The organism is Sandarakinorhabdus sp. (assembly GCF_040398665.1).
Classification (GTDB): Bacteria; Pseudomonadota; Alphaproteobacteria; order Sphingomonadales; family Sphingomonadaceae; genus Sandarakinorhabdus.
Genome location: NZ_JBBATQ010000002.1, coordinates 411835 through 432581, shown reverse-complemented (window position 1 = coordinate 432581; position 20747 = coordinate 411835). Strand labels below are relative to the sequence as shown.

Genomic DNA, 20747 nt, shown 5'->3' with positions numbered 1-20747 from the left:
TGGAGAGGGTGCGCGTGGGCGAATTTGCCGGCAAGACCGTGCTTGTGACAGGGGGATCGACCGGGATCGGCAACGCCGCTGCACGCCTGTTCCGGGCGGCCGGTGCGCGGGTGATCGTCACCGGCACGCGCGCCGCGGCGGCGGATTATGCCGGCAGCGATGGCAATCTGGATGGCATCGCCTATCACCGGCTCGATCAGGGTGACATGGCGGCGGTGGCGGCCTTCGATCCCGGCATCGACCGCCTGGATGTGCTGGTCATCGCCGGCGCCAAGGTCGCCTATCGCCGCGCCGAGTTCGTACCCGAAACCTTCGCCGATGTGCTGGCCACCAACCTGACCGGGCCGATGCAACTGGCGATGAAGTTCCGCGCGCAACTGGCTTTGGCAAAAGGCAATATCATCTTCATCGGATCGGTCGCGAGTTTCCGCGGCACCATCGGCCAGCCGGCCTATTCGGCGTCGAAAGGTGGGCTGCTCACGCTGACCCGCACGCTGGCGCAGGCGCTGGGCGGGGAGGGGATCAGGGTCAATCTGATCGCGCCGGGGCTGGTGCGATCCAAGATGACCGCCATCACCTGGGAACACCCGGACCGGTTGGCGGCCACGGAGCGCAGCGTGCCGCTGGGGCGTATCGGTGAACCGGACGACATTGCCGGGCCGATCCTGTTTCTGGCGTCGGATGCGGCGCGCTATGTCACCGGCACCTCGCTGGTGATCGATGGGGGTTTGAGCGCATGACGGCTGGGAACATGGACTGGGCGGCTGGCAAATCCGTGCTGGTCACCGGCGGCACCCAGGGCATCGGCAAGGCGGTCGCCGAACAATTCCTGGCGCAGGGTGCGACGGTGACCATCACCGGCACGCGCATCCACCTTGGCTGCTATGAAGACCCGCCGGCCGGTGTCGCCTACATCCAGGCGGACCTGACATGGCCGGAGGCGCGTGCCGATGTGGCGGCGCATTTCGATCATCTCGACGTGCTGATCAACAACGCTGGCCGCGGCTCTCCCCGCGAATATGAGCAGGAGGAGTTCGAACATGTCATCGATACCAACCTGAATGCCGTCATGGACCTGTCGGTGCGGCTGCACCCTTATCTGAAGGCGACGCGCGGCAGCATCGTCAATGTCGGCAGCCTCGCCAGTTTCCTCGCGCTGAAGGAAACCCCGGCCTACACGGCATCGAAAGCCGGCCTGCTCGGCCTGACGCGGGCGCTGGGCGACAAATGGGCGCCCGATGGCGTGCGCGTCAATCTGGTCGCGCCCGGCTTCATCGCGACGCGCATGACCGAAGGCGCCCGCACCAACCCGGAACGCGAGAAGAAACTGATGCGCGCCATCCCGATGCTGCGCTGGGGCGATCCCGCCGAAGTGGCCAACGCGATCCTGTTCCTTGCCAGCCCGGCCGCCAGCTATATCACCGGGCAGAGCCTGGCCATTGATGGCGGGCTGATGCTGCGCTGATTGGCCATTGACGACGCGGCGGGGCAGGCCTTTGCTGCGTGCTGTAGGGGCAACAGGGAAATGATGATGAAGCGCAGTCATGGCGTGGCGTTGGCGATGGCGGCGATGACGCCTGCGGTGCCGGCAGCCGCGCAGCCGTCCCGCAGCAGCGAGGTAACAGAAGCCTCGATCCCCGAATTGCAGGCGGCCTTGGCCAGCGGCAAGGTCACGTCGCGGCAATTGGTGGCGGCCTATCTGGCGCGCATCGCCGCCTTTGACCAGACGGGGCCAGCGCTCAACAGCATCGTCACCTTGAATCCGGCGGCGCTGGCGCAGGCCGATGCGCTGGACAAGGAACGCGCCACAAAAGGCCCACGCGGCCCGCTGCACGGCATTCCCGTGCTGGTGAAGGACAATTTCGACACCAGCGACATGCCGACCAGCGGCGGCGCACTGGCGCTGGCGACGTTGCGTCCGGCGCAAGACGCCTATCAGGTGGCCAGGCTGCGCGCGGCCGGCGCCATCATTCTGGGCAAGACGGCCATGCACGAGCTGGCGGCGGGCACCACCACCATCTCCTCGCTCACCGGCCAGTCGCGCAATCCCTATGATCCGCAGCGCTCACCGGGTGGCTCCAGCGGCGGCACCGGCGCAGCGGTTGCGGCCAGCTTTGCCGCCGCCGGCATGGGCAGCGACACCTGCGGTTCGATCCGCATTCCCGCCGCCTATCAAAATCTGTTCGGCCTGCGCACCACGCGCGGGCTGGCGAGCCGGACGGGCGTGATCCCGCTGTCTGACACGCAGGATGTGGCCGGGCCGCTGGCGCGCAGCGTGGCCGATCTGGCGATCATGCTGGATGCGACAGTGGGCAACGATCCGCGCGACGCCATCACGGCGGGGGCCGGCGCGCATGTGCCCAAATCCTATGCCGATGCCTTGCAACCGGGATCGCTGAAGGGCGCGCGCATCGGCGTGCTGCGCAGCCTGTTTGCCATCTGGCCTGACGATCTGGATGGCAAGCTGGTGTATGACGCTGCGATTGCTGCCATGCGCGGCGCCGGGGCTGAGCTGGTCGAGGTGGCGATCCCCGGCCTGGACGAACTGTTGACCGATGCCAGCGCCAGCAAGTTCGAATTTGCCGAGGATCTGCGCCGCTATCTGGCGGCGCATCCGGGTGCGCCGGTCAATTCGCTGGCGGACATCGTCAGCGCCGGCCTGCACCATGACCAGCTCGACAAGCGGCTGCGCGATCCACTGACCGATCCCGATCGCAATTCGCCCGGCTATCAGTTGCTGCTGGCCAAGCGTGTGGTGGCACGGGCGGCCACCGATGCGCTGTTGGCGAAGGAAAAGCTCGACGCCTTGCTTTATCCCACCGCGCTGGGGCGGCCGCCGGTGATCGGCGCCGAGAACATCGCCAGCAATTGCCGGCTGAGTGTGGTCACCGGCTTGCCGGCGCTGGCCATGCCAGCCGGCTTCACGCCGCGCGGCCTGCCGGTGGGGCTGGAACTGCTGGGGCCGGCCTTTGCCGAACCGCGCCTGCTGGCGCTGGCGAACGCCTGGGAGCAACTCGCCAAGCCGCGCCAGCCACCGTTCAGCACGCCGGCGCTGGTGGGCGGCAAGGCACCGGCGCCGCAACAGGCGGTCGCGAACCTGGCTGGTGGCGGCACGGGCCGGGCCACGATCCGTTTCACTTATGAGCCGACCACGGCGCGGCTGCACGCTGATGTGACGGTCAGCGGCAGCGGCAGGCAAGCACCGCTTGCCGTTGCGATCCATCGCAGCCATGAAGGCGGGCCCGGGCCGATCCTGGTGCCCATCCTGCTGCGCGGGCAGAAACGCGTCAGCGCCGATCTGGTGCTGGATGCCCTGGCCCGGGCCGACCTGCGCGCCGGCAAGCTCTATGCCGCGCTCTACACAGAGGCCCTGCCGCTGGGCACCGGGCGGGCCGTGATCGAAATGAAGCCGCAGTAAGCGGCTGAAACAGGCCAGCACGCCGGGAATCTTGCCACTGGCCAATCCGGACACGCGCCCTTAGGTTCCGAACAGGCAACGGCGGGATAGCGGGGGTTGGCATGGCGAAGTTTGTGACGGCAGTGGCCGGCGTGTTGGCATTCTCGGCAGCGGCCGCGGTGGCGCAGCCGGCAAGATTCGAAGCTTATCGCGGTGAGCGCGCCAACGGCTGGGCCGGGCAGACGCGATCGGAAGTGGTGGCCGAACATGGCATGGTCGCGACCAGCCACCCGCTTGCCGCCGATGCCGGGCTCGACATATTGAAGGCCGGCGGCAACGCCTTTGATGCTGCCGTTGCGGTGGCCGCCGTGCTCAACCTGGTCGAGCCGGGATCGGCCGGCATCGGCGGCGATGTCTTCGTGCTGGCGTGGAGCGCCAAGGACAGGAAACTGGTGGCGCTGGATGGTTCGGGCCGCGCCGCATCCGGCGCCAGCATCGCCCGGCTGAGCGGCAAGGGCCTGAAAGCCGTGCCGTACACCGGCATCGAAGCCGTGGTGGCGCCCGGCGCGGTCGATGCCTGGGATGTGCTGCTGAAGACATACGGCAGCCGCGATTTCAAGGCGGTGCTGGAACCGGCAGCGAAACTGGCAGAGGATGGTTTCGGCATCACCGAGCGCATCGGCAATGATTGGGCCGGCGATGATCGCATTCTCGGCGTCGATCCCGAAACGCTGCGCGTCCACAAGCCGGGCGGTGTGGCACCGCCGCTCTATTCGCGCTTCCGGAACCCCGATCTGGCAAAGAGCTTCCGCCTGCTGCAAAGCGGCGGCCGCGATGCCTTTTATCGTGGCCCGATCGGCGCGGCGCTGCTCAAGCGCTCGGCGGAACTGGGCGGCAGCTTTGTGCAGGCCGATCTTGACAGCGTGCACGCCAAATGGGTCGAGCCGCTGGCGACCAGCTATGCCGGCCATGACATCCACGAAATGCCGCCCTCCACGCAAGGCTTTGCCGTGCTGGAAATCCTGAAAATCGTCGAACAATGTGCGGCCGGGCTGGGCGTCGATGTCGCCAAGGCCGGGCCGAAATCCGCCGATTACTGGCATCTGATGGTGGAGGCCAAGAAGCTGGCCTATGCTGACTTGCAGCGTTTCAACGGTGACCCCGAATTTGGCCCGGTGCCCGCCGCACGGCTGGCATCGAAGGACCATGCCAGATCGCTGTGCAGCCGCATCGACCTGAAAAAGGCCGGCAATCCGGCGTCTGCGCCGGAACCGGTCGGCGGCACCGTCTATATCGCCACCGCTGACAAGTTCGGCAATGTCGTGTCGTTCATCTATTCCATCTATGGCGAATTCGGATCGGGAATCACCGTGCCCGGCCACGGCTTTGTGCTGAACAACCGCGCCGCCGAATTCAGCATGGACCCCAAGAGCCCGAATGCGATTCAACCTGGCAAGCGGCCGTTCTACACCATCATTCCCGGCTTCGTGACCAAGGCCGGCAAGCCGGTGATGGCGTTCGGCCTGATGAGCGGCGACCAGCAGGCGCAGGGCCATGCCCAGGTGCTGGTCAACATGCTGACTTTCGGCGCCAACCCGCAGGCCGCCACCGACGCTGCGCGCTTCAACCATAACCAGCGCACCAACAAATTGGCGCTGGAAGGCGAGTTGTTCGATGCCATCGGCGCCGATCTGAAGGCGCGCGGCCATGATGTGGAACGCGGCAACGGTCGGCGCATGGGCGGATATCAGGCGATCCTGATCGATCCGGCCAGCGGGCTGTATCGTGGCGGTTCCGATCACCGCAAGGACGGCGCGGTGGTGGGCTGGTGATCAGATCACCAGCGGCCCGTGCTTGATCCGTGGCAAGACATGGCGGCTGAACAGATCGGCCTCGGCGGCGTGGGGATAGCCTGACAGGATGAACGCATCCATGCCGACCTGGCGGTAGGCCTCCAGTTTGGCGACGATCTGATCGGGATCGCCAACCAGCGCGGCGCCGCAGCCGGAACGGGCGCGGCCGATGCCCGTCCACAAATTGTCCTCGACATAACCATCGCTGGCCTGTTCGCGCAGTTCTGCCTGGCGCGCCACGCCGGCGGATTGGCTGTCCAGCGATTTGGCCCGGATGGCATCGCCGGTGGCGGCATCCAGCTTGACCAGCAGCCGATCCGCAGCGGCGCGGGCTTCGGCTTCGGTTTCGCGCACGACGACATGCACGCGATAGCCAAAGCGCAAGGTGCGGCCGCGCTTGGCGGCGCGGGCGGTCATGTCGGCGACGATGTCCTTCACCTTGTCCATCGTATCGGGCCACATCAGATAGACATCGGCCGCTTCGGCTGCGGCCTCGCGGGCATCTTCGGACAGGCCGCCGAAATACAGTGGCGGGCATTTGCCGGACACGGTCTTCACCGCCGGCGGTTGCAGTTTCAATTGGTAGAACTCGCCCTGATGGTCGAGCGCCTCGCCATTGAGCAGGGATTTGAGGATGTTCATCACCTCGACGGTGCGCGCATAGCGTGGCTTGGAGGCCAGCACTTCGCCGGGCATGTCGGAGGAAATGATGTTCACCGTCAGGCGCGAGCGTTTGTGGCCGGATCCGTCAACGGATTCGGTGGCCAGGATCTGATCCAGCGTGGCGATCTGGCGGGCCAGTTGTGGCGGCCAGGTTTCGCCCACTCGGATCGCCATCAACAGGCGGATGCGGTGAGTGAGCGCGGCGATGGCGCCGGCAAACATCTGCGTGTCGATGCCAAGCTGATAGCCGGAAGGCAGCAGGATATTGTCAAAGCCGCCCTTTTCGGCGGTCAGCACGATATTGCGGCAATGTTCCCAACTGGATTTCAGCGCCGGATCGGGCACGCCCAGAAATTCATAATCATCGTCGCACAGGGCGGAAAACCAGGAAATCTCAGGCCCATTGGCAGCAGTCATGGCAGATTTTCCCCCAGGGAGGCGACCAGAATGTCATACCATTGTGCCCGCGTGAAACTGACCTTGAAGGCGTCCGCCGCCTCGGCAATGCGCGCCGGATTCTGGCTGCCGACGATCGGCGTGATGCCGGCCGGATGGGCCAGCACCCAGGCATAGGCCGTGGCGGCAATGCCGACGCCAAACCGGGCACCATGCGCGGCCAGCGCGGCCTTGACGCGGGCGATGCGATCATCTTCGGCCTGCTTGCGCCCCGGGCGTGGATCACCGTCGCCCAACCGGCCCTGGCCCAGCGGCGACCAGCCCAGCACGGCCAGACCATGCTTCATCGCCCAATCCAGCGTGCCATCCTGCAATGGCGCCAGTGCCAGCGGCGAAAATTCCGGCTGGGTGCTCACCAGCGGCGCCTGCAGATGTTTCTTCAGCGCGCTCGACTGCGCCACGGTGAAATTCGAAACGCCAACAGCGCCGATCTTGCCGGCCTTGATCAGTCCATCCAGCGTGGCGGCAACATCGGCCCAGTGGGTCAACATGTCGGGCCGGTGGATCTGCCACAGATCGATGCGTTCGACGCCAAGCCGGGCAAGGCTGGCATCAACGGCCTCCACCAGATATTCGGGCGAACTGTCATAGGGCACGCCCATGCGGATGCCGCCCTTGGAGGCGAGCACGATCTGGCTCCGCAAGGCCGGCGCGGCCTTGAACACGCGGCCCAGCAAGGCCTCGGATGCGCCGAACGGTTCGTCATTGTCGGGGCCGTAGATATCGGCGGTGTCGAAGAAATTGATACCGGTGGCCAAGGCCGCCTCGCAGCGGGCCTGTGCGGCGCCGACATCGTCGCCAGCAAAACGCCACATGCCCCAGGCCAGTGGGCTGACCAGATATTCGGACTTGCCGAGCGGGCGGAGGTTTGGGTTAAGGGCGATGTGTGACATCTTGGTGTGATAGCGTGAGGACAAGGCCGATGGGAAGCACCGATACGATCCGCTGGGGCCTGGTGGGTACCGGCATGATGGCGCTGGAGCATATCGCCAACATCAAATTGTTGGGCGGCGGCACCATCACCGCGATTGCCGATCCGGTGCCGGCCTGCCTCGATCGCGCGCAGCGGGCCATCGGGCACGATGTGGCGCGCTTTGCCGACTCGGCGGCGCTGGCGGCGTCCGGCCTGGTCGATGCGGTGGTCGTGGTCTCCCCCAACTTCACCCACCGGGACGTGCTCGGCCCCTTGATGGACGCCGGCCTGCATATCCTGTGCGAGAAGCCTTTGGCCACCACGCTGGACGATGCCAGGGCCGTGGCGACGGCGGTGAAGGGGTATGACCGGACCTTCTGGACGGCGATGGAATATCGCTTCATGCCGCCGGTCAGCGAATTCGTCGCGCAGATCCACGCCGGCAAGGTCGGCCAGTTGCAGATGCTGTCCATCCGCGAACATCGCTTTCCGTTTCTGGTCAAGGTGGGCGACTGGAACCGCTTTGCCGTCAACACCGGTGGCACCATGGTGGAAAAATGCTGCCACTTTTTCGATCTGATGCGCCATGTCGTGCAGGCTGAACCGGTGCGCGTCTATTGCTCGGGCGCCATGGATGTGAATCACCGCGACGAGCGCTATGACGGCCGCACGCCCGACATCATCGACAACAGCTATACCGTGGTGGATTTCGCCAATGGCGTGCGCGCCATGCTCGATCTGTGCATGTTTGCCGACGGCGCCGAGCAGCAGGAAGAGATTCTGGCCACGGGCGACAAGGCGCGGCTGGACGTGTTGATCCCCGCTGGTGATCTGGTGTTCAGCCCGCGGGTCGGCTTCCTGCAGCCCAAGCAGGTGTCACGCTGGCATGTGGAAACCCCGCCGGACGCGCTGGCCGCCGGACAGCATCATGGCTCGACCTTTTTCCAGCATCGCCATTTTGCTGCCGCCGTGCGCGGGGAGGGGCCGGTGATCGTCACGGCCAACGATGGCTATCGCGCCGTTGCCATGGGGCTGGCCGCCGAAATATCGGCGCGCGAGCGCCGCGTCGTCACCATGGCCGAACTGGGCCTGTAACAGAATTGCAGAAGTGTGACCGCCCGGACACAGTGTGGCCGCAACTGCGCAAGCCTGGCCCAAGCCTGCATTGACGCAACAAAAGAAAGCCTGCCTTTGGCATTCCAACGCCTGCCGAACATAATTGGTGGCCTATTCCGGCAAATGGGCCGGACAGATTGGGGACGTGACATGAACCGCTACATCCTGCTGACATCCGCTGCCATCATGGCCATTGCTGCCGCCCCGGCCTTCGCCCAGGCCGCCGCCGCCGCCGACGAACTGGTCGAAATCGTCGTCACCGCGCAAAAGCGCAGTGAGAAGTTGCAGGATATCCCCGTCGCCGTTTCGGTGGTGAGCGCCGATCAACTCAGCCGTCAGGCCGTGCTGAACCTGGAGAACGCCCAGTATCTCGTGCCCAGCCTCAACTTCCGCAAATCGGGCACCACCATCAACCAGTCGCTGTATATCCGCGGCGTTGGCACCGCCACGTTCAGCCTGGCCGGCGAACCTTCCATCTCCACCGTGCTCGATGGCGTCGTGCTGGCACGCGCCGGTGAAGCCTTCTCCGACCTCGTCGATATCGAGCGCATCGAAGTGCTGCGCGGCCCGCAGGGCACGCTGTTCGGCAAGAACGCGTCCGCTGGTGTGGTCAACATCGTCACCAAGCGTCCCGGCGACAAGCTGGGCGGCTATGCCGAAGGCGGCTTCTTCTTTGGCAACGGCACGGAATATCGTGTGCGTGGCAGCATCGATCTGCCGCTTGGCGAAGGCATCCGCAGCCGCTGGACGGCCTTTTATGGCAATTATGACGGCAATATCTTCAACGATGCGCCGGGCGTGAACCGCCGGGTCAATGGTTACGACCGCTATGGCCTGCGCGGCATCATCGAAGCCGATGTGTCCGACACCGTGAAGCTGACCGTGATCGGCGATTGGCGCCGCGCCAATGACGATTGCTGCGCCGAAGTGATCGGCGATCAGCCGGCCGGTGTGGCCGCGCTGGCGTTGAACGGCATCAACTTCCAGGGCGACAACACCCGCACCATCCGGCAGAATCTCGTCACGCGCACCGAGGAAGAAAGCTATGGCCTTTCGGCACAGATCGACGCGGAACTGGGTAGCCACACGCTGACCAGCATCACCGCCTGGCGCAAGTACAACAACACGGAAATCCGTGATGGCGACTGGATCAATGCGCCGCTGGCCGGCCAAGCCCAGCTGCATGATTTCGGCCCGCAGACCGGCACGACCTTCAGCCAGGAACTGCGGCTGACCTCGCCGGCCGATCAGGCCTTCACCTATGTGATCGGCGGCTTCTTCAGCCACGCCGAAACCGAGCGCACCTTCACCCGCAATGTCACCCGTTGCGGCAATGCCCCAACCCCGGTGGCGACGCTGCTGACATGCGGCAGCCCCGGCGCAACGGCCGAGAATGTGAGCGGCACCGCCACCTTCGGTTCGACGTTCGACAACTATGCGCTGTTCGGCCAGGGCACCTACGCCTTCAACGAAACGCTGCGCGCCATTGTCGGCCTGCGCTTCACCAAGGATGATCTGTCGATCTTCCACAGCCGGGTGGCAACGCCGAACATCGCGGGCCTGCCGGGCATCCAGCGCAATTTCGATTCTGGTGTGTTTGCCACGTCGAACAATGGCGCCATCAACGGTGATGCCGGCGCAACCAACCGCGTGCCATTCCAGGCCAGCACCGATGCCACCAACTTGTCGGGCAAGATCGGCCTGCAATATGACGTCAGCGATGATGTCATGGGCTATGGTTCCTACACCCGCGGCTACAAGGGCCCGGCGTTCAACACCTTCTTCAATCTGAACGCGACCGGCACCAATGCCATCGCCGCTGAAATCGCCGACTCCTTCGAACTTGGCTTGAAGAACAGCCTGTTCGGCGGCCGGTTGGTGCTCAACCTTGCGGCCTTCTATGCCAAGTACAAGAACTTCCAGGCCAATATCCCGGATCTCGTGTCCGGCGTGCCGGTGACGCGTTTCACCAACGCCGGTGACGTGTCGACCCGTGGTATCGAAATGGACTTCCTGTTCCGCCCGGCCAAGGATCTGAACATCGTCGGCGGGCTCGCCTTCACCGATGCGCAGGTGGACAAGTTCAAGGAAATTCCGGGCCAACCGATCATCCCGTCGGGCACGCCGCTGGGCTTTGCGCCGCGCTGGAAGGGCAGCTTCGGGTTGGATTATCGCTATCGCACCGAATTGCCGGTCGATTTCACCCTGGCCGGCAACGTGTCGACCCAGTCGAGCCAGCTCAGCCTGTTCGACGCCAACGCGGCACTGCGCAATCTCAGCTTCATCCGGCCGTACAGCCTGGTTGATCTGCAATTCGGCATTGTCGAAAAGGACGACAAGTTCCGCGTGACGTTCCTGGTCAAGAATCTGTTCGATCAGAGCTTCCCGGCGCAGATCACCAACTCGGGGCTGGGCGGCAACCAGCTGATCGGCGTGCGCTACATCATCCCGCGTGAAGCCGATCGCTATTTCGGTGTGCAGGCCCGCGTGAACTTCTGAAGGCCAGCGCCGGGCTGGTGAGAGTCACCAGCCCGGCGCTGCTTTCGTGCAAGCGGCCGCGCGCCCTGTGCTGGCCACAGGGCCAGCCTGAACCGTTGAACTTGCAGGAGCAGTGATGACGGACGCGGCGGCCGGTAATCAGGTTGACGATCCCGCGCAGGCCCGCGTGCGCTGGCTGCTGATTGCCCTGCTGTTTGCAGGCACGGCGCTCAACTATGTCGATCGGCAGGTGCTCAGCCTGCTCAAGCCGACGCTGGAAGCCGAGTTTGGCTGGAGCGATCAGGATTTCGCCCACATGGGCAGCGTGTTCCAGCTTTCGGCCGCCGTGTCCCTGCTGGCGGTGGGCTGGTTCGTCGATCGCTTTGGCGTGCGCTTCGCCTATGGCCTGGCCGTCTCGGTCTGGAGCCTGGCGGGCATCGCCCATGCCGCCGCCGCCACGGTCAGCCAGTTCGTGGTGGCGCGCAGCGTGCTGGCCGTGGCCGAAAGCGTCAACACACCGGCTGCGGTCAAGGCCGCCGCCACCTATCTGCCGCTGCGCCAGCGCAGCCTGGGCCTGGGCCTGGTCAACACCGCGCCCAACATCGGTGCCATCCTCACGCCGCTGCTGATCCCGCCGTTGGCGCTGGCCTTTGGCTGGCAGGCGGCCTTCGTGCTCACCGGCGGGCTGGGCTTTGTCTGGCTGGCCTTGTGGTGGTGGGGCACACGCGGGCTGACGCCGGCCGCGCCGGCAAAAGCCGCGGTCGCGAACGTGTCGTGGCGCGAACTGTTCAAGGATCGACGCACCTGGACGATTGTCGGCGCCAAGGCCCTCACCGATTGCGTGTGGTGGTTCGTGCTGTTCTGGAGCACCGACTTTCTGGTCAAGAGCTATGGCCTGACCCAGGGTGAGGTTGGCCGGCCCAATGCCATCATCTTCACCCTGGCCGCGCTGGGCGCCTTCAGCTGTGGCTTCCTGTTCACCGCCTTGCTCAAGCGCGGACTGTCGTTGAACGCGGCGCGCAAGATCTCGATGCTGTTTTACGCGTTGATGGTGCTGCCCATCCCGCTGGCGCTGCAAGCCCCCACCGCAACGGCTGCGGCCCTGCTGATCGGGCTGGCACTGTTTGCCCACCAGGGCTTTTCCACCAGCATCTTCGGGCTGGCGGCTGATACGGTGCCGGTGGCACGCCTGGGCAGCGTGATGGCCATGGGCGGCATCGCCGGCAATCTGACCGGCACCGGCATCATCGAGCTGACCGGCTGGTGCCTGGGCAATGGCATCGGATATTGGCCGATGTTTGCCATTGCCGCCTGCGCCTATCTCACGGCGCTGGCCTTCATCCAGATCATGCAGCCACAGATCCGCGCCGCCGAATGATCCGCCGCCGCGGCACTGGCCCGCGCCGCGCCGAAGCGGTCAAAGCGGTGGGTCGCTGGCGGACAGCGTGTCAAAGCAAAGGCCCTTCTTTCTGAACGCGGCCAATCAGGCGGTCAGGTCACTCTGCGGCATCAGTCCGTTCGCCATCGAACCCAAGGCTGGCCAAGCGAGACAGGTGACCGGCGCAAACCGCTTCAAGCCGACACCGCGCTTTCCTGAGGCTTGACTTGGGGACGTCCTTAAGGCCCATTTGTCCGGACAACCAATCCGGAGCTGCCCTGCGATGAGTGATCTGCCGCCGCCCTATACTGCGCTCACCCGCCATCCGATGCTGGCGCGCACGAAGCATGACGAAGCGGCGCGGTTCAACTTTCTCACCCACTTCAACCGCTATTTGTCGGGCGTGCTGGGGCCAGGCAACAGGCTGGCCTATGACACGCGGGTTCTGCCTGATTTCCAGGCCAGGCATGGACGCGATCCCGAGCATCGCTACGAAATTCGCGATGCCATGAACGAGGACCAGTTTCACCGCATGTGGAGTGCATTGAAACGCAATTCGATGGAGATGCGCCAGCACAATGGCCGGCAGACCGTGCTGCGCCAGATTGACGAGCTTGATGCGTTGGCGCGCCAGTTCAACGAACATTCCGGAATGCTGGAGCTTGATCCCGCCATCCGGCAGCCGGATTATCAGACCGCCGTGGACATCCACTGCCAGCCCGGCGGCTATCATGGCGAGGAGCGGCCAGGCGATGTATCGGCCGGGGCCAATTATGATGTCGGCATTTTCGCGACCACTGGCGGCGCATTGGGTGGCCTGAACGATGGCGGCGGACAGGCTGTGGTGTCCTGGGCAAGGAAGGCGCGGCCGGATTGGCATCCCAAACGCATCCTCGATATCGGATGCACCGTCGGGCACAACGCCGTGCCAATTGCGCTGGCTTACCCGGATGCCGATGTGATTGCCATTGATACGGCGGGTGCTTCACTGCGCTATGGGGCGGCGCGGGCGGCTGGAATGGGGGCGAGGAACATCAAGTTCGTCCAAGCCAACGGCGAGGATCTGTCGCGCTATCCGGACAATCACTTCGATTGGGTGCAGACGACGATGTTCCTGCACGAATTGTCGGCGCAAGCGATGCCGAGGTTGCTGGCCGAATGCCATCGCGTGCTGAAGCCCGGCGGGCTGATCCTCCACATCGAACAGCCCCAGTATAGCGCTGCCATGCCGCTGTTCGAGCAATTCATGCGGGACTGGGATGCCTTCAACAACAACGAGCCGTTCTGGAGCGCCATGCACGGCCAGGACCTGAAGGACGTGATGGCCCGCGCTGGTTTCGCCAAGGATAGCCAGTTTGTGGTGGGCGTGCGCGCGGTCGTGGATCGTTCGATCTTTCCGGCCGCAGAGACCGAAGCGCAGGAAGATTATGGCCGAGCCGCAGTGTGGAACGCCTATGGCGCGTGGAAGACTGCGGCGCAGGAGATGGCAGCGTGACTGCCAGGGACGCTGAAAGCGTTGACTGGATCGCTCGCGCCGGCACCAAAGCCAAGGGCCGCCGCCCGGATTATTTCGAGGACCCGGCGATTGACCGGCTGCTCAGCCTCGCCATGGCGCTTGCTGCCGAAGTGAGTGTGCTGCGTGAGCGGCTCGACACGGTGGAGCGCTTGCTGGAAGCCAAGGGTGGCTTCAACCGCAACGATATCGAGAGCTACGTGCCTGATGCCGCCGCCGGCGAGGAGCGGGGCGAAGCGACACGCGCTTTTATCACCCGGGTGATGCGTGGCTTCCAGCAAGAGGTGGAGGCCATGGCCAATCCTGATCCGCCGATCATGGATTGGGTTGAGAAATTGTCGAAGGAATAGCCGCAGGATCGTGCGTCTCCCCGGGGAGATCGCATGGACATCATGATGCGGCCGCTGCCTCGCCCACGGGCCGAAGCCGGCCGCGGACGCTGCGCTTGCCCGCGCGATCGGATCGGCAAGGATGATCGCCGGTTTCCATTGGATCACCGTCTCAGGCATCTGCCTTTCGGGAGGGGTGAAATCGTCCTGATCACTTCAAGATCTGGTTTATCTCCACCAGCACGCCATCCGGATCGAAGAAATTGCAACCCATCACGCGGATTTCCGGCCCGCCGTTGCGGCCTGGATATATCTGCAGACGCGGTTCGGAGGTGAAATGAACGCCGGGCACCGATTTGGCGGCCTTGCACCGCCCGGCCACATCATCGGTGTTCATGACCAGCACGACGCCGCCCGGCCCCATCCGCTTTGGGTAGGGCTTGGCCTTTATCGCCGGCTTCACCCACTGCATCAGGCCAATCCAGCCCACCCACGGGTCATTCGAGTTCAGCAGCACCAACCGCGCCTTGGCACCCGGCGGGCCCGCGGGTAGGGCAACCCCGCTGGTTTCCACCACCGTGTCGTAATTCACCTGCATCCCCACGACGTCGCGATACAGTTTCAGGCTGGCTTCCATGTCGCGCACGATGATGGTGGCACGGCGCACATCGGTGGGCAGGCGCTCTTTCGGCTTGTCCACGCCTGGCGCGGTCTGCGCGGCGGCGGCGCTGGCCAGCAGGCCAAGCGCAATGATCAGCGGCTTCATCGAGGTTCCTCCACTGCGCCGCTGGCGAGCAATGCGGCGATCCTTTCTGCGCCATAGCCCAGCGCGGTCAGCACATCGCGGCTATGTTCGCCGGGTTTGGGCAAGTGCTGCGGCGCGCCTGGCCGGCCGCCGGCCATCTCGAGCGGGATGGTCGGCAGCATCGTCTTGCGGCCGTCGTCGAGCGTGACCGGTTCCAGACCGCCCTGATTGAGATGGGGATCATCAAACAATTCTTCAGGCTTGCCGATGGGGGCGAAAGGCATGCCCGTGCCGTCCAGTTTCGCCACCACCTCGGCCCGGGTCATGCCGGCAATCAGCGCGCGGATGGGCGGCAGGATATGGTCCCGCGCCAACACCCGCTGGTTGTTCGTTCGGAGCGCCTTATCCGCCCAAAGCGCGTCCATTCCGAACAGATGACAGAATTTCTCCCAAAGTGCGTCGGTCACCACCCCGATGAACAAAGGCTCGTCTTTCGTTTCGAACACATCGTATATCGCCCAGGCCGAGACGCGCGCGGGCATCGGGGCGGCTGGTTTCCCGGTCACGGCAAACTGCGCCATATGCTGGCCCACCAGATATGCGGTCGTTTCAAACAGACTGGCGACGATCTTCTGGCCACGCCCGGTCTGGCCACGCTCGTGCAGGGCCGAAAGGATGCCGATCACCCCGAACATGCCGCCAGTCACATCGATCACGCTGGCGCCGGCGCGTAGAGGCTTGCCCGGCGGCCCGGTCATGTAGGCCAGCCCGCCCATCATCTGCGCGACCTCGTCCAGGGCGGTACGCTGCTCATAGGGGCCGGGCAGAAAGCCCTTCTCACTGCAATAGATCAGACCCGGATTGCTTGCCGCCATCGCCGTATAGCCCAGGCCCAGCCGATCAAGTGCACCGGGGCGGAAGTTCTCCACCAGGACATCTGCTTGCCCGATCAGGTCTTTCGCCACCGCCAGCCCGGCTTCGGATTTCAGATCAAGGCAAATGGAGCGTTTTCCGCGATTGTACATTGGATAATAGCCGGCACCCGAACCCAGCAGCCGCCGCGTCTGGTCCCCGCCCACCGGCTCCACCCGTACCACCTCCGCGCCCAGGCCTGCCAGGATATGCCCGACGGCAGGACCCATCACCATATGGGTGAATTCGATGATCTTCAGACCAAGAAGAGGTGTGGGCGCGGTCATCTGGCAAGGCGCTCCCGATAATCCAGCATAGGGCCGGCATCCGGTGTGAAGCCATATAGCAGCTCACCGGGCAGTGCCGCGGCGAGGATGGCGCGCACGGCGAGCAGTTTCTCGAGGTCTATGCCGGTTTCCAGCCCCATGCTGTTGAGCATCAGCACCAGATCCTCGGTCACAAGATTGCCTGACGCCCCCGGCGCAAACGGGCAACCGCCCAGGCCGCCAAGCGAGGCATCGAGGGTGGTGATGCCAGCGTCGAGCCCGGCCAGCGCATTGGCGAGGCCGAGCCCGCGCGTGTTGTGAAGGTGCAGCGTGGTGAGCCTATCGCCGACGGCTGCGCGGACAGCGCGGATCATACGCTTAACCTGGGCAGGATCTGCATAGCCGGTCGTGTCCGACAGACTCAATTCCATGGCACCGGCTTCGGCGGCGGCAACGGCCAGGCGCACGACCGTGCGTTCCGGCACCGCGCCCTCCATCGTGCAGCCAAAAGCGGTGGAGAGGCCGACGGAGAAATGCACGGCTGCCGTCTTTGCCAGCTTCGCAACTTCGGCAATCTCCACAAGCATTTGCGCGTGGGACTTGCGGACATTTTTCAAGCTGTGCGTCTCGCTCATCGAGAAGGGGATGGACATGCCGTGTACACCGGCTGCCACCGCCCGTGCCGCGCCCTTGGCGTTTGGCACCAGCGCAACCACGTTGAGGCCGGGAATTGTGCGCGCGAAGTCGACCAGTTCTTCCGTGTCGGCCATCTGGGGGAGCAGGGCGGGGGGCACGAAGCTGCCGACCTCGATCTCCTTCACACCGGCAGCGGCCTCGGCGGCGATCCAGGCCTTCTTGGCTTCGAGCGGCATGATCCGGGGGATTGATTGCAGCCCGTCGCGCGGTCCGACTTCGGATACGAGTATCATGCGTGCGGTTCCAGATAGATCCACGGCCGCGCCTTGCGGTCAGCCGCCTCCCAGGCGTCGATCACGGCATGCGATTGCAGGGTGAGCGCAATCACGTCCAGCCCTTCCAACAACATGGTCTTGGCTTCGGGGTCGATGGCGAAGTGGTGGCCGTTGACGGTTTGCGCGGCAAGATCAATGCTCAGTTCGTGCCAGGCGAAGGCGGCAGGTGGAAATTCGATGGGCAGCAGCCCGTTGCGCAGGCAATTGGCCTTGAAGATCGGAGCAAAGCTGGCAGCGATCACGGCGCTGATGCCCCATTCGGCCAGCGCCCAAACCGCATGTTCGCGGCTTGATCCACAGCCGAAATTGTCGCCGCCGAGCAGGATCTGTGCCCCGGCAGCGCGGGGATCGTTGATCGGGAAGTCGGGATCGGGCAGCCTGGAATCCACGTCAAGGTAGCGCCATGGCGCGAACAGACCAGCAGCCAGCCCTGTGCGCCCCGTCGAGCGCATTTCCCGGCTGGGGATGATCGTATCCGTGTCGACATTGTCCCGGAGCAGCGGGATGGCGATCGACGTGAGCGTCGTGAAGGGCGTCATGTCAATGCGCCCGCAATATTTCTGGGATCGGCGATGACACCGGCAATTGCACTGGCGGCGACGGTTTCCGGGCTGGCGATGTGGGTGCGAATACCGGGGCCCTGGCGGCCTTCGAAATTTCGGTTGGTGCTGCTGATGGTGCGACTGCCAGGTGAAAAGCCCTCGCCGCCGGCATAGAAGCAAAGCGAACAGCCACTTTCGCGCCATTCAAAGCCGGCGGCGGCAAAGATGTGGTGCAGGCCTTCGGCCTCGGCCGCGCGCTTTACGGCGCTGCTGCCCGGAACGACCAGCGCTCGCTTGATTCCGGGCGCGATATGACGGCCCTGCAACAGGGTGGCGGCGCGGCGCAGATCGGAAAGCCGGCTGTTGGTGCAACTGCCGATGAAGGCAACATCGATCGGCGTGCCGGCAATGGGTGTTCCGGGGGCGAGGCCGATATACTCATGCGCGCGCGCAGGGCCTTGGGGCACATTGGCCGTGACGGCGATGCTGTGTTCGGGGCTGGTGCCCCAACTCACCATCGGGGCGGCGCTGCTGGCATCGTGCGACAGCTCGACGTCGAAAATGGCATCGGGGTCGCTGCACAGCGATTGCCAATAAGGAGAATCAAAGGCCTGTGGAGCATAGCGGCGGCCGGCAAGCGCGGCGAAAGCGGCCTCGTCAGGCGCGATGATCCCGGTGAACGCCGCGAACTCCGTGGCCATATTGCACAGGGTCATCCGTGCTTCCAAGTCCAGCGCGGCGACCGCGCTGCCAGCATATTCCACCGCGTGGCCGCCGCCGCCGCCGGCGCCGAATCGAGCCAGCAGGGCGAGCGCGAGATCCTTGGCAGTGACGCCCGCTGACAGACGACCATCGAGACGGATGCGCATGGTCTTGGGGCGCGAAAGGCGCAACATGCCGGTCACCATCGCATGTTCGGCCTCGCTGCTGCCGATGCCCCACGCCAACGAGCCGAATGCACCCTGCGTGCAGGTGTGACTGTCGGGCGCGACCAGCGTGCAGCCTGGCAGCACGATGCCGAGTTCGGGAGAGATGACATGGACAATGCCTTGATCTCGGTCTGTCACGTCGAAGATGGTCAGGCCGGCGGCGCGGGCGGCTTCTCGGGTTTCGGTGATGAAGCCCTGGCCGCCGGGCATCAGCGTCGCATCGGAGCGGCCGGGGCGCGTGTCAACGATGTGATCCACGCCGACGAACACGCGCGCCGGATCGCGCACCCGACGCTTGGCGGCGGCCATCGATTTCAATGCGGCAGCGCCGGTGCGCTCGTGCAGGAAGATCCGATCAATGGCGATCAGGTCGGCACCGCTTGATGTGGTGGCCGCCCGGTGCGCATTCCAGATCTTCTCCACCAGTGTCGCCATCAGAGTTCCAGGCTCTTCCAGTCCTTCGTCACCAGTTCTTCCTGGATGGCGGTGCGGGTTTCAAGCTGGCCGTTCCTGATCCAGTGCCAGGTGCGGCAACGTTTGGTGCCGCAGTCGGAAAGCTGTATCATTTCATAAAGATAGAGAGATGGATCGCCGGTGCGTTCCCAGAACAGCATGACCGATCGACGATGATCATCCTGCCCCACTTCCCAGGCGCTGCCCTTGATCAACTCATTGTCCCACCACACCCGCTTGTCGTGATAGCGGCCGGGAAACTCGCGGATCTCGGTCCGGCCATCGGCCCAGCTGTAATGGTTGGTCTGGTGGTATGGCATTTCCACATCGTCGGCGAGAAAGCGGCAGAACAGTCGGCTCCTGTGCTCGTCAACCTTCGCGCCAGCCGCGTTGTAATAGATGTAGCTGCCATCCCAAACGCCTTCGTGGCGGGCAAGCAGCGGCATGTCTTCACGGATTCCCATCTCTGTCTCCATAAGCGGTGTGAAAGGCGTAAGCGCTGCGGGCTTGCAGCAGGGCAAGGTGAGCGGCGGCGAGCCCGGCCGGCGCGATGGCCGCGGGGTCGAAGGGGATGGCGTTGACACTGTACCAGGGCGCAAACAAGCGACCGGCGCGGACGACACTCCAGGCACGGGCAAGATGGCTGCCGAAGCGATCAGGCGTGAGATCGGGGTAGAGCAGGGCGGGATTGCCCGGCGGAGGGGGTTCAAAGACCAGATCGGCAAAACCGCGCTGACGTTGCACCTCTGCGAACACGGCATCCCATGTCGCGCGGTCGCTGCCGGCCTGCCAATCGTCGGAAAGGCCATGGCCCGGGGGATCGATGCCGGCGCCCATGGTCAGACTTATGGCGCGTCCCGGCGCAGGGATGATGCAGGTGTCACCGGCACGCCCCCGCCAATGGACGAGACCTGTGAAATATTCGGTGCATACTCTTGCAAAACCTTGGTCATCTGTTTCCCGCAAGACAGCGTCCGGCACCGATGGAAGCGCCAGCAGCCAATCAAGACTGATCCGGTGGTGATCGGCTTGGGTCGCGACCTTTTCGGCCTTCCAACCGGCAGGCATGGCCCCAAGCCGATCGATATGGGCCTGCAGCGGATCGCCGGCATAGGCGGAGATGAGGACAGGCGGCACGTTGGCATCGGCCAGCGGAATATCGCGCGGGGCGCGTAGCACGGCGCCATAGCCGGCGCGATAGTGATCGCCCGATTCAAGCATTTCCCGAACGGCCTGATCGATCCGGGAGACGTCGGCATGGGCATTCGGCAGACGGGCTTCGGGGCGCAGGTCGAACCAGGGGAAGAACCAGCTCTGCTCCAGCATGCGATTCCAAAGCCAGGTGAGATGTTCGCCATAAGCGCTTGGCTGGAATGCTGGCAGATAGGAGGCGCTGAAGATCGCCATTTCCTGTTCCGTCCAGATCGCATAGCCGCCCACCGCCATGCCGGTGAAGCGCTGGGGATAATGCTTCATGGCGGTCATCAGGATGATGCCACCGCTATGGAACCCGTATGCCGGGCAGCGATCGAGGCCCAGTGCGTCCATCAGCGCAATCAGGCCAGCAGCGAAATCGGCGATATCCGGGTTGCCAGGCAGGGGTTCCGACTGACCGAAACCCGGTGTGTCGGGCGCGATGCAGGTGAAATGCTGGCCCCATAACCGCATCAGGGCGTCATATTCGGCCGATGAGCGCGGCGACTGGTGGACCATCAGCAAAGGCTGACCCGCGCCGCAGCGACGGTAATGGACGCGGCGCAAGCTGCCGTCCGGATTGGGCACGTCGATGAAGTGACGGGAAATCATGAAGGGTAATTTGTCCGGACAAATTAC

General features: G+C 64.6%; 18 protein-coding genes. 9 read left to right on the top strand and 9 right to left on the bottom strand.

Features of this window, described 5'->3' with window-relative positions:
• The first annotated feature begins 14 nt into the window (after positions 1-14).
• The 4 genes from ABWP22_RS04890 to ggt all read left to right on the top strand — a co-directional run bounded on the left by ABWP22_RS04890 (position 15) and on the right by ggt (position 5229).
• A complete protein-coding gene (locus tag ABWP22_RS04890) occupies positions 15-740 on the top strand; it encodes an SDR family NAD(P)-dependent oxidoreductase (protein ID WP_353198820.1) in 726 nt (241 codons plus the stop codon).
• A complete protein-coding gene (locus tag ABWP22_RS04885) occupies positions 737-1465 on the top strand; it encodes an SDR family NAD(P)-dependent oxidoreductase (protein WP_353198819.1) in 729 nt (242 codons plus the stop codon). Before ABWP22_RS04890 ends, ABWP22_RS04885 begins: the two co-directional genes overlap by 4 nt.
• A gap of 66 nt (positions 1466-1531) precedes the next feature.
• Complete coding sequence (locus ABWP22_RS04880; RefSeq protein WP_353198818.1) at positions 1532-3418, top strand: amidase family protein; 1887 nt, start codon at positions 1532-1534, stop codon at positions 3416-3418.
• A 101-nt stretch (positions 3419-3519) separates the two neighbouring features.
• Complete coding sequence (ggt, locus tag ABWP22_RS04875; protein WP_353198817.1) at positions 3520-5229, top strand: gamma-glutamyltransferase; 1710 nt, start codon at positions 3520-3522, stop codon at positions 5227-5229.
• Here ggt and ABWP22_RS04870 read toward each other — a convergent pair whose 3' ends face one another.
• Positions 5230-6330 (bottom strand): LLM class flavin-dependent oxidoreductase, encoded by a 1101-nt coding sequence (locus ABWP22_RS04870; protein WP_353198816.1) that lies wholly within the window; start codon positions 6328-6330, stop codon positions 5230-5232.
• Complete coding sequence (locus ABWP22_RS04865) at positions 6327-7262, bottom strand: aldo/keto reductase (RefSeq protein WP_353198815.1); 936 nt, start codon at positions 7260-7262, stop codon at positions 6327-6329. The genes ABWP22_RS04870 and ABWP22_RS04865 overlap by 4 nt, the downstream gene beginning before the upstream one ends.
• A gap of 29 nt (positions 7263-7291) precedes the next feature.
• Between ABWP22_RS04865 and ABWP22_RS04860 the strand changes: the two genes are divergently transcribed.
• From ABWP22_RS04860 to ABWP22_RS04840, 5 genes are all read left to right on the top strand, one after another.
• Entirely contained in the window at positions 7292-8377 is a 1086-nt protein-coding gene (locus ABWP22_RS04860; RefSeq protein ID WP_353198814.1) for a Gfo/Idh/MocA family protein, read from the top strand.
• 171 nt (positions 8378-8548) lie between these two features.
• Positions 8549-10897 carry a TonB-dependent receptor gene (locus ABWP22_RS04855; protein ID WP_353198813.1) on the top strand — a complete coding sequence of 783 codons (2349 nt, stop codon included), beginning with the start codon at positions 8549-8551 and terminating at the stop codon, positions 10895-10897.
• 115 nt (positions 10898-11012) lie between these two features.
• Positions 11013-12254: an MFS transporter gene (locus ABWP22_RS04850; protein WP_353198812.1), complete on the top strand. Its 1242-nt coding sequence runs from the start codon at positions 11013-11015 to the stop codon at positions 12252-12254.
• A 283-nt stretch (positions 12255-12537) separates the two neighbouring features.
• Entirely contained in the window at positions 12538-13749 is a 1212-nt protein-coding gene (locus ABWP22_RS04845; RefSeq protein ID WP_353198811.1) for a class I SAM-dependent methyltransferase, read from the top strand.
• Positions 13746-14117, top strand: a complete 372-nt coding sequence (locus ABWP22_RS04840) for a hypothetical protein (RefSeq protein WP_353198810.1) — start codon at positions 13746-13748, stop codon at positions 14115-14117. Before ABWP22_RS04845 ends, ABWP22_RS04840 begins: the two co-directional genes overlap by 4 nt.
• Positions 14118-14307: 190 nt before the next feature.
• Here ABWP22_RS04840 and ABWP22_RS04835 read toward each other — a convergent pair whose 3' ends face one another.
• The 7 genes from ABWP22_RS04835 to ABWP22_RS04805 are packed head-to-tail and all read right to left on the bottom strand — an operon-like array spanning position 14308 to position 20720.
• Positions 14308-14862, bottom strand: a complete 555-nt coding sequence (locus ABWP22_RS04835; RefSeq protein WP_353198809.1) for a VOC family protein — start codon at positions 14860-14862, stop codon at positions 14308-14310.
• Entirely contained in the window at positions 14859-16040 is a 1182-nt protein-coding gene (locus ABWP22_RS04830; protein ID WP_353198808.1) for a CaiB/BaiF CoA transferase family protein, read from the bottom strand. Before ABWP22_RS04830 ends, ABWP22_RS04835 begins: the two co-directional genes overlap by 4 nt.
• The gene (locus ABWP22_RS04825; RefSeq protein WP_353198883.1) at positions 16037-16948 is read right to left on the bottom strand and encodes a hydroxymethylglutaryl-CoA lyase; all 912 of its coding nucleotides are present in this window, start codon (positions 16946-16948) and stop codon (positions 16037-16039) included. The genes ABWP22_RS04830 and ABWP22_RS04825 overlap by 4 nt, the downstream gene beginning before the upstream one ends.
• Positions 16945-17529, bottom strand: a complete 585-nt coding sequence (gene leuD, locus ABWP22_RS04820; protein ID WP_353198807.1) for a 3-isopropylmalate dehydratase small subunit — start codon at positions 17527-17529, stop codon at positions 16945-16947. The genes ABWP22_RS04825 and leuD overlap by 4 nt, the downstream gene beginning before the upstream one ends.
• Positions 17526-18896: a 3-isopropylmalate dehydratase large subunit gene (locus ABWP22_RS04815; protein ID WP_353198806.1), complete on the bottom strand. Its 1371-nt coding sequence runs from the start codon at positions 18894-18896 to the stop codon at positions 17526-17528. Before ABWP22_RS04815 ends, leuD begins: the two co-directional genes overlap by 4 nt.
• Positions 18896-19378, bottom strand: coding sequence for a DUF3598 domain-containing protein (locus ABWP22_RS04810; RefSeq protein ID WP_353198805.1), 483 nt, complete (start codon positions 19376-19378; stop codon positions 18896-18898). Before ABWP22_RS04810 ends, ABWP22_RS04815 begins: the two co-directional genes overlap by 1 nt.
• The gene (locus tag ABWP22_RS04805) at positions 19365-20720 is read right to left on the bottom strand and encodes an alpha/beta hydrolase (protein WP_353198804.1); all 1356 of its coding nucleotides are present in this window, start codon (positions 20718-20720) and stop codon (positions 19365-19367) included. Before ABWP22_RS04805 ends, ABWP22_RS04810 begins: the two co-directional genes overlap by 14 nt.
• Between the last annotated feature and the right edge of the window lie 27 nt (positions 20721-20747).

Coding starts and splice junctions, on each gene's coding strand:
- ABWP22_RS04860 (WP_353198814.1), top strand. CDS start 7,292: ATGGGAAGCACCGATACGATCCGCTGGGGCCTGGTGGGTACCGGCATG.
- ABWP22_RS04830 (WP_353198808.1), bottom strand. CDS start 16,040: ATGACCGCGCCCACACCTCTTCTTGGTCTGAAGATCATCGAATTCACC.
- ABWP22_RS04855 (WP_353198813.1), top strand. CDS start 8,549: ATGAACCGCTACATCCTGCTGACATCCGCTGCCATCATGGCCATTGCT.
- ABWP22_RS04870 (WP_353198816.1), bottom strand. CDS start 6,330: ATGACTGCTGCCAATGGGCCTGAGATTTCCTGGTTTTCCGCCCTGTGC.
- ABWP22_RS04880 (WP_353198818.1), top strand. CDS start 1,532: ATGAAGCGCAGTCATGGCGTGGCGTTGGCGATGGCGGCGATGACGCCT.
- ABWP22_RS04865 (WP_353198815.1), bottom strand. CDS start 7,262: ATGTCACACATCGCCCTTAACCCAAACCTCCGCCCGCTCGGCAAGTCC.
- ABWP22_RS04805 (WP_353198804.1), bottom strand. CDS start 20,720: ATGATTTCCCGTCACTTCATCGACGTGCCCAATCCGGACGGCAGCTTG.
- ABWP22_RS04845 (WP_353198811.1), top strand. CDS start 12,538: ATGAGTGATCTGCCGCCGCCCTATACTGCGCTCACCCGCCATCCGATG.
- ABWP22_RS04885 (WP_353198819.1), top strand. CDS start 737: ATGACGGCTGGGAACATGGACTGGGCGGCTGGCAAATCCGTGCTGGTC.
- ABWP22_RS04850 (WP_353198812.1), top strand. CDS start 11,013: ATGACGGACGCGGCGGCCGGTAATCAGGTTGACGATCCCGCGCAGGCC.
- ABWP22_RS04835 (WP_353198809.1), bottom strand. CDS start 14,862: ATGAAGCCGCTGATCATTGCGCTTGGCCTGCTGGCCAGCGCCGCCGCC.
- ABWP22_RS04810 (WP_353198805.1), bottom strand. CDS start 19,378: ATGGGAATCCGTGAAGACATGCCGCTGCTTGCCCGCCACGAAGGCGTT.
- ggt (WP_353198817.1), top strand. CDS start 3,520: ATGGCGAAGTTTGTGACGGCAGTGGCCGGCGTGTTGGCATTCTCGGCA.
- ABWP22_RS04825 (WP_353198883.1), bottom strand. CDS start 16,948: ATGATACTCGTATCCGAAGTCGGACCGCGCGACGGGCTGCAATCAATC.
- leuD (WP_353198807.1), bottom strand. CDS start 17,529: ATGACGCCCTTCACGACGCTCACGTCGATCGCCATCCCGCTGCTCCGG.
- ABWP22_RS04815 (WP_353198806.1), bottom strand. CDS start 18,896: ATGGCGACACTGGTGGAGAAGATCTGGAATGCGCACCGGGCGGCCACC.